Source organism: Desulfopila aestuarii DSM 18488 (assembly GCF_900143695.1).
Lineage (GTDB): Bacteria > Desulfobacterota > Desulfobulbia > Desulfobulbales > Desulfocapsaceae > Desulfopila > Desulfopila aestuarii.
This window is the reverse complement of record NZ_FRFE01000004.1, coordinates 115807-130439: the sequence shown is the minus strand read 5'-3', so window position 1 is coordinate 130439 and position 14633 is coordinate 115807. Positions and strand designations below refer to the sequence as shown.

General features: G+C 48.5%; 11 protein-coding genes. 5 read left to right on the top strand and 6 right to left on the bottom strand.

Annotated features, from left to right (window positions below; translation table 11 throughout):
• Window positions 1-5: 5 nt before the first annotated feature.
• Entirely contained in the window at window positions 6-2006 is a 2001-nt protein-coding gene (locus tag BUF15_RS05620) for a ribonuclease catalytic domain-containing protein (protein WP_073612485.1), read from the bottom strand.
• A gap of 176 nt (window positions 2007-2182) precedes the next feature.
• Between BUF15_RS05620 and era the strand changes: the two genes are divergently transcribed.
• Together era and BUF15_RS05610 are read left to right on the top strand one after the other, a co-directional pair.
• Window positions 2183-3091: a GTPase Era gene (gene era, locus BUF15_RS05615; RefSeq protein WP_073612484.1), complete on the top strand. Its 909-nt coding sequence runs from the start codon at window positions 2183-2185 to the stop codon at window positions 3089-3091.
• A 246-nt stretch (window positions 3092-3337) separates the two neighbouring features.
• On the top strand, window positions 3338-4987 hold the full coding sequence (locus BUF15_RS05610; protein WP_073612483.1) for a serine hydrolase: 1650 nt from the start codon (window positions 3338-3340) through the stop codon (window positions 4985-4987).
• A 48-nt stretch (window positions 4988-5035) separates the two neighbouring features.
• On the opposite strand, the gene BUF15_RS05605 is transcribed toward BUF15_RS05610, so the two are convergent.
• The 5 genes from BUF15_RS05605 to ftsE are packed head-to-tail and all read right to left on the bottom strand — an operon-like array spanning window position 5036 to window position 9727.
• Window positions 5036-5425: a DnaJ family domain-containing protein gene (locus BUF15_RS05605; protein ID WP_073612482.1), complete on the bottom strand. Its 390-nt coding sequence runs from the start codon at window positions 5423-5425 to the stop codon at window positions 5036-5038.
• Between the two features lie 15 nt (window positions 5426-5440).
• On the bottom strand, window positions 5441-6787 hold the full coding sequence (locus BUF15_RS05600; protein WP_073612481.1) for a S41 family peptidase: 1347 nt from the start codon (window positions 6785-6787) through the stop codon (window positions 5441-5443).
• Window positions 6788-6828: 41 nt separating this feature from the next.
• A complete protein-coding gene (locus BUF15_RS05595; RefSeq protein WP_159441230.1) occupies window positions 6829-8124 on the bottom strand; it encodes a murein hydrolase activator EnvC family protein in 1296 nt (431 codons plus the stop codon).
• A gap of 11 nt (window positions 8125-8135) precedes the next feature.
• A complete protein-coding gene (gene ftsX / locus BUF15_RS05590) occupies window positions 8136-9023 on the bottom strand; it encodes a permease-like cell division protein FtsX (protein ID WP_073612479.1) in 888 nt (295 codons plus the stop codon).
• Window positions 9020-9727, bottom strand: coding sequence for a cell division ATP-binding protein FtsE (gene ftsE, locus BUF15_RS05585; protein WP_084553535.1), 708 nt, complete (start codon window positions 9725-9727; stop codon window positions 9020-9022). The genes ftsX and ftsE overlap by 4 nt, the downstream gene beginning before the upstream one ends.
• Window positions 9728-10236: 509 nt before the next feature.
• Between ftsE and ileS the strand changes: the two genes are divergently transcribed.
• The 3 genes from ileS (at window position 10237) to fabD (ending at window position 14592) form a co-directional block, all read left to right on the top strand.
• Window positions 10237-13059, top strand: a complete 2823-nt coding sequence (gene ileS / locus BUF15_RS05580) for an isoleucine--tRNA ligase (RefSeq protein WP_073612477.1) — start codon at window positions 10237-10239, stop codon at window positions 13057-13059.
• 3 nt (window positions 13060-13062) lie between these two features.
• Window positions 13063-13542 carry a signal peptidase II gene (lspA, locus tag BUF15_RS05575; protein WP_073612476.1) on the top strand — a complete coding sequence of 160 codons (480 nt, stop codon included), beginning with the start codon at window positions 13063-13065 and terminating at the stop codon, window positions 13540-13542.
• A gap of 102 nt (window positions 13543-13644) precedes the next feature.
• Entirely contained in the window at window positions 13645-14592 is a 948-nt protein-coding gene (fabD, locus tag BUF15_RS05570; protein WP_073612475.1) for an ACP S-malonyltransferase, read from the top strand.
• Window positions 14593-14633: the final 41 nt, after the last annotated feature.

The following is a 14633-nucleotide window of genomic DNA, read 5'->3' as shown; positions in this document are numbered from 1 at the left end:
TGTTCCTACCAGTCGAATTTCACGGTGTTGTCGAGAGGGGAGACTCTCGTTATCCGAAGCTTGACCATCGAGCCGGGTTGCGGCTTGAAACCGGCCGGAGTGGCAAGATCGACATCCATCAGCAGGTCAGTGAGCACCATATTGACCCGTTTCGGCCCTGATTCGATCACCAGAGCGTTGATCAACTGGCCCTTCCTTTCCTGAAGATATTTCAGTAGCCAATAACGATGCCGCTGCTGCTTGACATTGTTGGCAGCGGTCAGGGTGCGGGTGATGACGGTGGAGAAGTCCCGGCACATGTCGCTGGTAAAGCAGGGTTCACGACGGCGCGCCACGGAGTGGAGTTGGTGTTGCATGACCAGGTCCAGCAGGCGGCGGATGGGAGATGTGACCGTAGTGTAATGGGAAACCCCGAGACCACTGTGCGGATTTGCTTCGGTGAGCAATTCACCTCGTGGCAGCTGCTTTCGCTGCCGGATGTTAAGAAACAGATCGTCATCTTCGCCGTGGACGATCCGTTGTCGAAGTGGTGGCTGGCAGCGAAAAAGACCGGGCACCATCCTGTCGGAGATATAACGGGCTGCTTCGCTATTGGCCAGGATCATCATTTCGGAAATGAGGGTTCGTGCAGGCGTGTCGGTCTTACCGAGACTGACATGCACTTTACCACCTAAATCTATAAAAATATTCACATCAGGAAAAGGCAGTAGCAGGGCGCCATGATCAAGCCGTTTCTGGCGCAGCTTCTTCTTGAGCATGTTGAGCAGCCGAAGCTCTTCATCTGTGTCAATGATTTTGTCCGCCTCTTCATACGTGAGACGTCGTGCCACCCGAATAATCGATGGTGTTACCCGAACCCGCAGGACCTCAGCTTCCTCCGAGAGCAGAATAATAAAGCTGAAGGTTGCACGGGTTTCTCCCTGGATCAGGCTACAGATACCCTGGGAGAGATGGCGCGGCAGCATCGGGATCTGACCTTCGGGAAAATAGATAGAGGTGCCACGTTGCATCGCTTCCTGAAAGAGTGGATCTCCAGGCCGGACATAGTGGGCGACATCCGAGATGTGAATTCCAACAAGATAGTTGTTATCGTGTTTTTCGATGGTTAAGGCGTCGTCAAAATCGAGGGTTGTTGCCCCGTCGATAGTGATCGGGCGTAAATGAGTGAGATCCAGGCGTCCCTTGTCGGCGAAGAGTTCTTCCTGGCGGCTCTGCAGGATATTTTCCGCCTGCTGCCTGGCTGGAAGGCTGAAACCAACCGGCTGACTGGAGCGCAGTAGGGGAATGTTCTCATTTTTGCTCCACACGCCGGCTTTTACCAGAATGTCAAAGGCATCGTGTGGCCCGACGAGACCGGCCTCTTTTAACATGTGGCGGGCGATATCTGCATTCTCTGCTTCATTGGCAAAGAGGTAGTAATCGCGTATAAGTTTTAAGCACTCTTCCTGCCAGCGGGTGGTTTCCTGAAGGGCGGAGCCATGCTGAAGGATATCCTTTATGGTCTGAGCTCCTTTAAGGATAAGCTCAGCTTTTAACATCTCCTTTTCACGTTGCTGGCGAAGTTGTTCAACCTGCTCGGCACTATGAACCTTTATCAGCCCTTCTTTGTAACGGAAAAAGAGTTTGTCAAAGAATATGCAGCGCAAAAAAGCGGCGAAGATGTCATCGTCCAATTCCTGGCCGAACGAGAGCTCTGCAAGGAATTCCGGCTGAAATGAATTGACATTCTCTTCAGATGTCAATTCCCATATTTCTTCAAGAGAAATCTGCCCCATCAGGTTGTTGCGCTTTTCCGTGGTCTCTTTTAATGCCCGGATAAGTATTTCACGGTCGAGATCGACAGTGTGATTTTCGCGAGAACAATGGACTATGCGTGAGATTGGCAACAAGACTTCACGACCGTTCTGATTGATCAGGCGAACTCGCTTCGGCTGCGCCTCTGTGACGAAGCCACAGATGAACTTGCCGTTATCGAGATATTCGATGAGCTTTCCTGATTGAATCATGCTAACCTCGTGAGGACCCGAAGGGGACAAACCTTTTCTGGGGAAAATTGTTTATAATACCTTGACACTGCGGTTGCTCGCAACCTCAGACAATGACAACAACTATAGTGTGAAACGCGTTTTGAAGCACTGTATTTTCTCAATTAATCTTACATTTGCTTATTGTATCTATGGATATGTTCGGAAAACCGGTTAAATCCGGAATGGTCGCCATTGTTGGTCCTCCCAATGCCGGCAAATCAACGTTGATGAATTGCCTGCTAGGGCAGAAAATTTCCATCGTTACCCCTAAACCTCAGACCACTCGCAACCGTATTCTCGGGGTGGTCAATGATGACGATTATCAGATTGTCCTGCTTGATACCCCTGGCTTGCATAAGTCGAGGGTGCCGCTCAATCAAGAGATGGTTCGCATTGCCATGGATTCCTTGTCCGAGGTTGATATCGTACTTTTCCTCGTCGATATTTCACTTCCGATTCCTGAGAAGCTGAAGGAGGAAAAAGAAAAAGAGTTGACCGCAATCATGCAGCAGGTACGTTGCCCGGCTATCATGGTGCTGAACAAGGTCGATCTCCTGGGAAAAGAGAAACTCCTGCCGATGATTGCCGCCTACTCCTCTCTCTTTCCATTTAAGGCTGTGGTGCCGTTGTCTGCTCTGAACGGTGATGGCACCGATCGGCTGCTTACGGAAATTCTCAACCTTTTGCCAATGGGGCCAAGGTATTTTCCTGAAGATATCCCTACTGATTCAACGGAGCGGTTCCTGGTGGCAGAGATTATCCGGGAAAAAGTTTTTCTTCAAACAGGCAAGGAGATTCCCTATTCAACCGCCGTTACCATTGAATCTTTCAAAGAGGATGAGGTCAAACATCTGGTGACGATTCATGCGACAATCGTTGTTGAGCGTGACTCCCAGAAAGGGATCGTCATAGGTAAAGGCGGGGCAAAATTGAAGTCAATTGGCACTGCAGCCAGAAAAGATATAGAACGCTTAATCGATAATAAAGTTCTCTTGAAACTCTGGGTGAAGGTGAAGAAAAAATGGTCTGAGGATGAGCGGTTTCTGAAAGAACTCGGATTTTAAGAGGCTCTTCGAAATTTACAACCAGTTGTAACCACAGTTTGGAAAAAAATGACCCACTCCTGACGAATAGTCAAGGTTTCCTGAAAACCTTGATATTTAACATTGAACTGGTGGAAACGACCGTGGTAACATATTTTGGTTACGCTTACTAAGAACCTCAATTCTAGTCGTGGCTTGTCCGCATACATTGGCAATGTCTTCTGGGTCTCAAAACTATCACAGATTTAAGCAGGGATTTTCTTCCTCATGAGTATCAAGTTGTTATCAGTTCGTTATTTTCTTGCAGCTTTCCTCCTCGTTTTAGTAGCCACCGCTAGCGCTTTTGGCGCAGCTGAGCGATATGACCTGGTATATATCTGGGACAAAGATATCGAGAGTGTTCTCGATTACAAAGATCAACTAGAAGAACTCTTTGATGATGATGTCTCCAATCGACTGAAAATTGTCGGTAAAGGCGACGAGTATGGTGTTATTTATGACACCAACGGTTCAGCAAGAGACGTTATGCAGGAGTTCGCCCGGCATGGAGAAATTCTTCGTAAAGCTGGGTTGAAAGAGGCCTGGGCTATCAAGGATGAGGGGTATCACCGTCTCTACAACGTCAGCTATGGTCTTGGCCCGCATCGTGACTCATTAAAGAAAACCTATGATCTCATTTACAAGTATCTCGGTAAAGATGTTGGAAAAAACCTGTACATTGAAAAAACCAATGCTAACAACTATACCCTGATATATCGTAAGCGGGGTGATCGGATAGAGACCATGGAGATCGCCACTGCCCATGCCAAGCTACTCAAAAAACTCAAAATACGGACCTCTATAACCCCGGAAAATAATAACGAGATCGTATACGGTGAATCAAGTTTGTTAAATGATTCCGGCGAGACACTTGTTGCCAGTGATGAAGGTGCCAAGGATGGTCAGGCGGAAGAGTCGAGTGTTGAAGCGGCCAGTAACGATGCGACCAATTCGGAGGAAACCTCAACCTCGGCTGCAGCAAATGAAAATACCCCGGAAGAGATCGTTGTTCTTACCAAATCCACAGTCAAAAACATAGTTGCGGCCAAAAAAGGTAAGGCGGATAAACGCGCATCTGAACTTGCAGGAGAAAACTCAGCCACTTCATTTGAGCGAAATGTTGAGCAATTGATTAAACGTCTTCGAAGCTCTGGAAAAATCAGGAGCGACGAGAAAACAGGCTGGATGGTCTATGACCTTGAAAATGACCGTAACCTGGTCAACATCAATGCCAATCAGGTATTTCAGGCAGCCAGCATGATCAAACCATTTGTCGCGCTTGCCTATTTTCACCAGGTGAAGCGAGGAAAATTGAAATATGGCTCCAAATCGCGTCAGATGATGGAAGCGATGATCCAGCGCAGCAGCAACACCGCCACAAACTGGGTTATGAGGCAGGTCGGCGGGCCAGCTGCCTGTGAGAAGATTCTTCTTGCCAATTATCGGCATATTTTCAAGAATACAAACATTCAGGAATATATTCCCGCTGGTGGCAGAACCTATCGCAACAGTGCCCTACCTTCCGATTACATCCGTTTTCTTCGGGCTCTCTGGAACAACGAACTACCCTATGACAAGGAAATACGACGGATTATGGCGTTGCCGGGACGCGATCGGTTGTATCACGGTACTGCAATCCCTCAGGGGACTCTGGTGTATAACAAGACGGGGTCAACAGGCCACCTCATCGGCGACATGGGCATTCTGGTTCCTAAGACAAAAAAAGGAAACCGCCATCCCTATGCCATTGTCGGCATTATCGAGAGAAGCTCCAAGGCCACGGATTACGGTAACTGGATGATGGCCAGAGGCAATGTGATTCGTCAGGTGTCAACAATGGTCTATCAGGAAATGAAGAAGAAGTACCAACTGTTGTAGTGGTACTTCTCCTTTGAGCAATGTTCTGAGCAAACAAGAGGGAAAGAACTACTTCTTCGTATCACCGGAACGTACGGAGGTTCGTTCCACCACCTTCCTGAAATACTCGTCGTCATGGGCAATATTGGCCGGTGTCCGTCTGTTTGCGTCGACCTTCATCATGAGCACGCTGAGCTTTCGCATTTGCTGGAGTCGTTGATGTTCGTCCTCTGTCTGGGCGATGAGCTGCTCCAGGCGGGTGATCTCTTTTCTGGTCTCGATCTCCGGAGGCAGATAACCTGCATTTTTCAGGACCTTGTAGGCCATTTTAAGATCGTCCGGCACCATATGGTCATCATCTAAAGGCAAAGGTCGATTTTCCCAGCCGGTGGTTTTCAGTTCACCTTTCTCGATAGCCTGGGCGATACGCTGTTCAGCAATAAAAGAAAGACAGTCCATGGTGCGAGTACTCCGTTATTTTTTCGTGTTGCGAAAATAGAGGTTGAGGCTCTTGAGTATATTCAACGCCGTGCGCAGTTGATTATCCTGCTCAAGTTGCATGCTGATGGTTTGGCTGTCGGGAAAATCATCAAGGACAGCGCCGTCTTCTTCCTCTGGCTGACTCTGTCCTTCCTGGGTTCCCGGGAAATGATTCTTGAGGTCTTCTTCTCGTAAACGCTGTTTTTTGAGGTCTTGCTTCTGAGCACCATCCGTTTTGTAAGGGATGAACGTGACTTCAACGTCCGGCGAAATGCCAAGAGCCTGGATCGACTTGCCAGCAGGCGTATAGTACTTGGCAGTGGTTAAGCGCAATCCAGCATCTCCCGGCAAGGGAATGATGGTCTGTACTGACCCTTTGCCGAAAGTGCGGGTGCCGACGATGATGCCGCGTTTATGGTCCTGGATCGCGCCGGCAACAATCTCAGAGGCGCTGGCTGACCCTTCGTTGACCAGGACAACAAGTGGAAAGTGGTAGTCGTCCGGTGTTTTGTGCGCTTTGAACGACATATTCTGATCTTCGGTTCTGCCCTTGGTGGAAACGATCATGCCATCCTCCAAAAAGGTATCGGAGATGGAGACCGCCTGGTTGAGAAGTCCGCCAGGATTGTTGCGTAAATCGAGAATGAGTCCGGTAATTGGCTCCTGTTTGGCTAGCCGGCTTAATGCCTCAACATAATCGCTGGTAGTGTGGCTTTGGAAGTTGGTAATGCGGGTATAGGCAATCCCTGGTTCAAGAAAGTGAGCCTTGACCGACTGGAGCGGAATGAGATCGCGCTTGAGGGTGAATGTTTTTAATTCATCCCATCCTTCCCGCGAAATTGAGATGGTGACGTCGCTGCCTTTTGGTCCGCGTAATCTTTTGACAGCCTCGTAAGCTCCCATCTCCTTGGTTTTCTCGCCGTTAATCTCGACAATAATATCTTTGGCTTTCAGGCCGGCAAGATCGGCAGGTGTCCCCTCAATAGGACTGATAACAGACAAGACATCGTCTTTGATCGTAATCTCGATACCGATACCGGAAAACTGGCCTTGCGTTTCTTCCTGCAACTCCTTGAATTCTTCAGGATCGAGATAAGAAGAATGAGGATCAAGAGAATAGAGTAGACCGCGAATGGCGCCGTTGATCGTTTTCTTGGAGTCAATTTCCTCAACATAGTTATCTTGCAGAAGGCTCAGGATATTGGCGAATACCTCCAATTGCTGATAAGTCTTCTGTCTCTCCTCCTGGCTGATCTCAGCCTGGGCCTTGAGGGTGGCTACTATGAGAAGAAAAAAAGTGAAAATAAGTATGGTGCTGCGGTACAGCAGTGAATGTCGCATCGTGTGAAACTCCGGGGCCGGGGCCGGCGGTTGGGGCAAGGCTAGCCCTGATTTAATTCCTGAAGATGTTTTGAATGCTCAAGTTTGTTGAGATTGAGCCATTTGAGTGGATCCTGGGAGTCTCTGCCGTGGCGGATCTCAAAATAGACGCCCTCATCAATAAGGGCGGCGGTTTCACTCACCTGGCCAATCTTCGTACCCTCTCTGACAATGTCTCCTTCCTTCACTGGTATTCCTTCCAGTCGAGAGGTTATGGAATAATATTGATAGCCATGATGTATTATTACAGTATTGCCATATCCGCGCAAATATCCAGCAAATATTACGCTGCCGCCGGAAACGGCTTCAACCTTGGTGCCGTCTGGAGCGGCGATGGCGATTCCCTGTGATTTGTTAAGAACCCCCAGTCTGTTAAACTTTTCCTGATGAAAATATGTAATCACTCTGCCGGCAACAGGCACCCTCAGTCTCCCCTTGCTGTTGGCAAAAGTTTTTTCCAGGATCTGTTCTTTGCTCTTTAATGAGATCAGTTTCTGAGAGAGCTCTTCCGAGGCAACTTCCATCTCCTTGGCGGCCTGCTCATGCAGCTGTTTTTGCGAACGGATGTGGGCAAGAAGTTGTTCTTTCTCGGACCGAATTTTATCAATTTTATCGCGTTCCGCCTGGGCCTCGTTGATAAAATCCTGCAGAAGTTGCAATTCGAGATTTTCGGCGTCACGGGCTCGCTGCAGGGTCTGAATTTTGCCGCGGTACTCGATTATAAGATTCTTATCGTAGGTAATCAGGGTTTGGAAGGCATCATGAAACTTGAGTAGGGCTGGAAGCGTTTGAGATGAAAAGGCGACATTTAAAAACCCGATTTTGCCCATCTTGTAATAGGCTCCGGATCGCTTTCTCAAGTGGTCGAGCATTTTTGCCCGCCCGTTCTGCAGGGATTGTATTTCTTCTTGTTTGAGGTCAATCAGCATCTGCTGGAGTTGAACCTTTGTTTCGAAATCTTCGACGGTCTTTTGCTGGTCTTTCACCCTCTTGTCGATATCTTCCAGTTCGCCAAGAAGATTGACCTCGCTCTTTTTTGTTTCTTCCCGTTTTTCCTTCTGCTCCTGGATATTTCGTTCGAGTCTCCTGATTTGCTCGCGATAGCTGTCGATATCTCCGGGAATATCTTTTGTGGCTGCCGCAGAGGCGATAATTGGACAGAAAACGATAGTGAAGATGAGATAAACGAAAACGCCTGCAAATAAATGTTTCAAGGCCGGGAGTGATTGCGGCCAAAAACATCCGGTACCTGGCAAAAAATTATCGCTTGCCGTGAGTTGAATACTGCTTCCTTCCATATTCCCGCTGGTCATACCTTAATGTATTTTTGCATGGAGGTGTGACTACCAACGGTACAGAGCAGCACTGATATCACAATAATTGTCGCGATGGTCACTGGTGGAAAGAATGTGAACTGGATCATACTGAGAAAACCGGGTCCGGCGAATCGTTCGGTGATCCATCGAAATAGCATATACAACATGGCAAGTCCGAACATAGATCCCAGAAGCCCCTGGAAAAGTCCCTCAAGGAGAAAGGGGGTCCGAATATAGGCGTTTGTAGCGCCAACCAGTTTCAGCAACTCAAGTTCGTCATGGCGTCCAAAGATAGTGAGGCGAATGGTATAGGCTACCATGAACACTGTGGTTAAAATGAGCAAGCTGCCACTCAACAGCACAACGATGGAGAGTAGTCGGGTAAAATTAAAGAAACGCTCCATCCAGTCCTGGCCATACTGCACTTTCAAAGTGCCCGGAAGTTTTGCGAGATAATCAGAAAAGAGCTTGATCTGATTAAGGCTTCTGAGTGTTTTTAACGGGGTGACTTCAATGGACGGTGGCAGGAAGTCTCGGGGCATGTCTTCAAGAACGTCTCGGTCATTGCCCAGTTGGTTGGCAAACTTCTCATAGGCTTCTTCCGGTGAGATAAACTTGATCTCCTCCACATCATCAAAAGCGGTGATTTTACGTCTTAGCTGTTCCTGCATCTCAGGGACCGGCTGTTCCTCGAGATAGACGATCAGCCGCAGATCGTCTCCGAGTTGATCGCCGACCGTAAGCATATTCGTATAAATAAGATAGAAAAGGCTGAAGATCAGTACGGAGAGACTCACTGTCAGCAGAGTCATGATCTGTGACATCCATGTCTGTCGCAGGTTGCGCCCAACCTGTCTCAGTACGGTGAACCAGAAACTCATGCTTGGTCACCTCTCACGATGGAATGAATGGCGCCCTGGCGCAACTCCATTATACGACAGGAGGTGTTACGGTAGATCGATTCATCATGGGTGGCAATGATCACAGTGGCACCAGATTTATGACTGTTCTGCAAAAGCTTCACTACACGTTCAGTGGTATCAGCATCGAGATTGCCTGTTGGTTCATCCACCAAGACCATAGTGGGGGAGTTTGCTACAGCCCGAGCCAAGGTAACCCGCTGTTGCTCGCCTCTCGACAGTTCGCCGGTGATGGTGTCATGCTTATCAGCAAGGTCGAGCTGCTCAAGCAGGGAACGTACCCGATTGCGAATAATTTGTGGCTTCTTGTAGGAAACCTCCATAGAGATGGCGATGTTTTCTGCTGCAGTCCGATCGGTTAATAGCTTGAAGTCCTGGTAGGCCACTCCTATTTTCTGGCGCAATTTAGCAAGCTTGCCCCCTTTGAGACGATGGATGGTCTGTCCGGAAATCTCGACGAGACCGCTTGTGGGGGGTTCCATACTTGAGATGAGTTTCAAAATAGTCGTCTTGCCAGCACCACTGCGACCTATGATAAAAAACATCTCTCCCCGATCAACCGAAAGGGAAACAGACGAGAGGGCAGTGACATCAGGTGGATAGCGCTTAGACACCTTGATCAATTCGACCATGGGTGTATCCGGCACAGGTGATTCGTCTTTCATACAATCCGATTTATAAGACGAGCGCAAATGAGGTGCAATTGCGCCGTCAATAGAGATTCATTGTTTTTAATGACTGCAACTTCACATCTCTCATACGTTGTGATGGATGGTAAGTTGCCGTTTGGCCAAATATATACCACACCTCAGACCTTACGTCACAGTCGAAAATGGGTTTTGATCATGTCAGTTCTCACTATATTTGACGGATAAGACGATTGAACGCAAGATGACTGCAAACATATTGGTTTGAAATGCTATGAAGTATTAACGTATAATCGACATGTTAGTATCGGTTGGTGACGTGCTCTGAAAGGGATGGAAAAGATGGGATGTACGTGGTAGTCGGATGTTGTTGAAAAGCTGATTTTAGCGCTTGCAACTTGCAGCTCAATTGTTATCTTTATAAGTTTTCCGCTCTCGATATACCTTGATGGATTGGAAGGAAAACCATATTACCTACAATCCGGAGTTTATTCCCGGTTGATGTTATCATATTAAAGGAGAATACCATGGACTACAGGGCAACTCTGAATCTGCCCCAGACAAAGTTCAAGATGAAGGCGAATCTCGCGCAGAATGAACCAAATTATCTTAAGCGCTGGGACAAAGAAGACCTTTATGAGATGCTGCAGGAAAGCGCTAAGGATAAGCCGTTGTTCGTCTTGCATGACGGTCCGCCATACGCAAACGGTCATATCCATCTTGGAACTGCCTTTAATAAGATTCTCAAAGACATCATTTTGCGATCGCGGAGGATGGCTGGCTTTAACGCCCCATATATTCCTGGTTGGGACTGTCACGGTCTGCCGATTGAGCATAACGTTGATAAGGAATTGGGTGAGAAGAAAAAGGTTATTCCAAAACTGTCGAAAAGGGGCGCGTGCCGTACCTACGCCGAAAAATGGATCAAAACACAGAAGGCTGAATTCAAAAGACTTGGTGTGCTTGGCGACTGGGATAATCCGTACCTCACTATGACGTATGAATATGAGGCGGCTATTGCCCGGGAGTTTAACCGTTTTCTTCTTTCTGAATCTGTGGTTCGTAACAAAAAGCCTGTCTACTGGTGCTCCACTTGTACCACTGCACTGGCGGAAGCGGAAGTTGAATATCACAACCACAAATCGCCGTCAGTGTATGTCAAGTTTCCGGTTAAAGACGATATTTCGGATGTTGATCCTGTCCTGGCCGGCAACAAGGTATTTGTTGTTATCTGGACCACAACACCGTGGACATTGCCAGCCAACCTGGCAGTAGCTCTGCATCCCGACTTCGACTATGCCGCCGTAGCCGTTGGCGACGAGACCTGGATTATAGCGAAAGATCTGGTTGAGACGGTGATGACAGAAGCGAAAATCGCCGAGTATTCGATTAAGGCTACTTTCTCCGCCGCAGGGTTGGAGAGAAAGAATTGTCGTCATCCGTTTCTTGATCGTGATTCGTTACTGGTTCTTGCCGATTATGTCACCACCGATGCAGGTACCGGTTGCGTACACACCGCTCCAGGGCATGGTGCAGATGACTATCAAACCGGCCTGCGCTACGGACTTGATATCCTCTCGCCGGTAGATAATGAAGGCATATATACCAGTGAGGCAGGCCCCTATGTCGGCGCCAGGGTTCCCGACGTGAACGGTCGTATAATCAACGATATGGCCTCTTCCGGTGTTCTTATCCACCAGAGTAATATCGCCCATAGCTATCCCCATTGCTGGCGTTGTAAAAAGCCTGTTATGTACCGGGCCACACCGCAGTGGTTTATTTCAATGGAAAACAATAATCTGCGGACCAATGCTCTTGCCGCCATCGGTAAGGTGCAGTGGACCCCCTCATGGGGTATGCAGCGTATCTATTCCATGGTGGAAGGGCGACCTGACTGGTGCCTTTCCCGCCAGAGAAGCTGGGGCGTGCCGATTACTGTTGTGAGTTGTACCAAATGCGGCGAGATCCTTCGAAGCGAGCAACTGGTGCAGAAAATTGATGAGCTGTTCAGACAAGAAGGTGCCGACGCCTGGTTCCGCCATGATGTGAAAACCTTTGTTGGCGAAGATGCTGTATGTTCCTGCGGCTCGAAAGATTTTGTCAAGGAAGAGGATATCCTTGATGTCTGGTTTGACTCCGGCGTCAGCCATGCTGCCGTTTGTGAGCAGCGGGATGAACTTCGTTCGCCGGCAGATCTCTATCTTGAAGGAAGTGACCAGCATCGAGGCTGGTTCCAGAGTGCTCTGCTCACCTCTGTAGGCACCAGAGATCGTGCACCATTCCACGGTGTTTTGACCCACGGATATGTTGTCGATGGCGAAGGCAAGAAGATGTCGAAGTCCGTCGGTAATGTGGTCGCACCCGGTGAGGTGATAGAAAAATACGGCGCGGAGATTTTGCGGTTGTGGGTAAGCAGTGAGGATTACCGTGACGATGTGAAGGTTTCCGATGAGATATTGCGGCAGGTTTCAGATGCCTATCGCAAAATCCGCAACACCATTCGTTATATGCTTGGTAATCTCAGTGACTTCGACCCGAACGTCAATCGTGTGGCCGCTGCGGATTTGCCGGAACTCGATCGCTGGGCTCTTGCCCGGTATGAGGAGTTGAAACAGCGGATTTTGAAAGGGTACGAGAAATACGAGTTCCATACCATCTATCACGGTCTCAATTATTTCTGCGGAACCACCATGAGTGCCTTCTATCTCGACATTATCAAGGACAGACTCTATACAGCAGGAACCGATTCGCACCAGCGGCGCGCCGCTCAGACAGTACTGTATGAGATCCTTGATGGCATCCTGCGGCTTATGAGCCCGGTGTTGAGCTTTACCGCTCAGGAGGCATGGGAGTCGCTCCACAATCACGATAATTCTACACCGCTTAAGAAGAGTATTTTCTTTACCGAGTTCCCCGAAAAGAAAGATGCCGAGATCGATCAAGCCCTTGATTCGCGGTGGAGCAATCTGATCAAGATTCGATCGGAAATCACCAAGGTGCTGGAAATAGCTCGAAGGGATAAGGTGATTGGCCATCCTCTTGAAGCTGAAGTTTTGCTGAAGGTAGAAGGCGACCTTGCTCCTTTTGTAGAAAAAGAGTGGAAGACAATCAAAGAGATCTGTATCGTTTCGGAACTTTCGAAATTACTTGATGACGCTGCAGGTAGGCTGAAGGTTTTCGAGGGCGAGGATATTCCAGGAATGAAAATAGCAGTCAAGGCCGCCTCCGGTGAAAAATGTGAACGTTGCTGGATTCGCTCAACAACCGTCGGCGACAATAGTGATCATCCGCAGATCTGTGAACGTTGTGCGCAGGTTGTCGCCACACTTGATCTTCCGGAGGAAGGTTGATCTGTGGGCTATTTCCTTCTGGTAATTGTTGTAATAGTTGCCGACCAGTTGAGCAAATGGTGGATACTGAGTTCATTTCGCCTCTATGAATCCAGGGAGATAATCCCTGGATTTTTCAATCTGGTCTATGTCACCAATACCGGTGCCGCATTCAGCATGTTTGCCGACGTGGATTCACCATGGCGGCACTATTTCTTTGTAGGCGTCGGGATTGTTGCAATTGTCGGACTCACCGCCGGATATTTTATAATGCGGCGCGAGAACAGATGGTATGGCCCTGCCTTTGCCTGCATTGCCGGAGGTGCTGCAGGCAACTTGATTGACAGGGTCAGGCTCGGTGCAGTGGTCGATTTTTTCGATGTGTATATTCAGGATTATCATTGGCCAGCCTTTAACGTCGCCGATTCGGCTATCTGTGTTGGCGCCGGAATTTTTATCGTTCTGTCCATTCTAGACAGACCTAAAAATAGTACCAAGGAGTAGCAGGCGTTATCGCCAATACTCCCAGTATCCGCTAAAAAAAGTTGGCTTTCGCAGATTGTGTGAAGCCAACAACGATAACGTTTAAAATGAGAGGAAGTTCGCATGAAAATAGCAGTTCTGTTTCCAGGACAGGGATCGCAATTTCTCGGCATGGGGCGGGAGTTCATTGAGCAGGACAGCGATTGCAGGGAAATGATGCGGCTTGGTGAGGAGGCCTGTGGTTTGCCTTTAGAGGCACTTATAAATGACGGCCCTATGGAGGAATTGACCCGAAACGCCAAACTGCAGCCTGCGATTACGGTTACCAACCTGATTTGCTGGACTGCACTGAAAAAGCTACTTGGAGATGTAAAGGTCAGTTGCTTTGCCGGTCATAGCCTAGGTGAGTATTCCGCCCTCTGTGCCGCAGGTGTATTGAGCCCGACAGATACACTGCGCCTTGTGGCCAAAAGAGGCGCTTTAATGGAGAGGGAAGGGGCGGCCAATCCTGGTGGAATGCGAGCGGTGGTCGGCCTGTCCATTGAGGCAGTTGAAGACGTGCTTGCAAGCTACGATGGTTCCGGAGTTGTGACTGCTGCAAACCATAATACACCTGAGCAGATCGTCATTTCAGGCAGCATGGACGCGCTTGACGCCGTCTCTCCGCTTGCCGAAGCAAAAGGCGCAAAAGTTATACCATTAAATGTCAGTGTCGCAAATCATAGCCCTCTGGTTGCCAACGCGGTCCCAGAATTCTCGTCGTTTATGAATAGTATTGAATTTAAGGTACCTGGTGCACCTGTATATTTCAATGTTTCTGCAGCAGTTTCCTCTGACCCTGATCAGATCCGCGACATGATGGGGCGCCAGATTGCCTCACGGGTCCGGTGGTGTGAAATAATAACGGCCATGATCAACGATGGGGTTGATACATTTATTGAGGTTGGTCCGAAAACCGTGCTGAAAGGTATGATGCGAAAGATCAAACCCAAAGGAGTTGAAATTACCGCATTACAGTTTGACACCCCCGATGCGCTCGCTGGTTGTCTTGAAAAACTTTCCATAAGCTAAAAGAGTTGTTGGTGTCAAAGGATATGTGACACCATAACCGC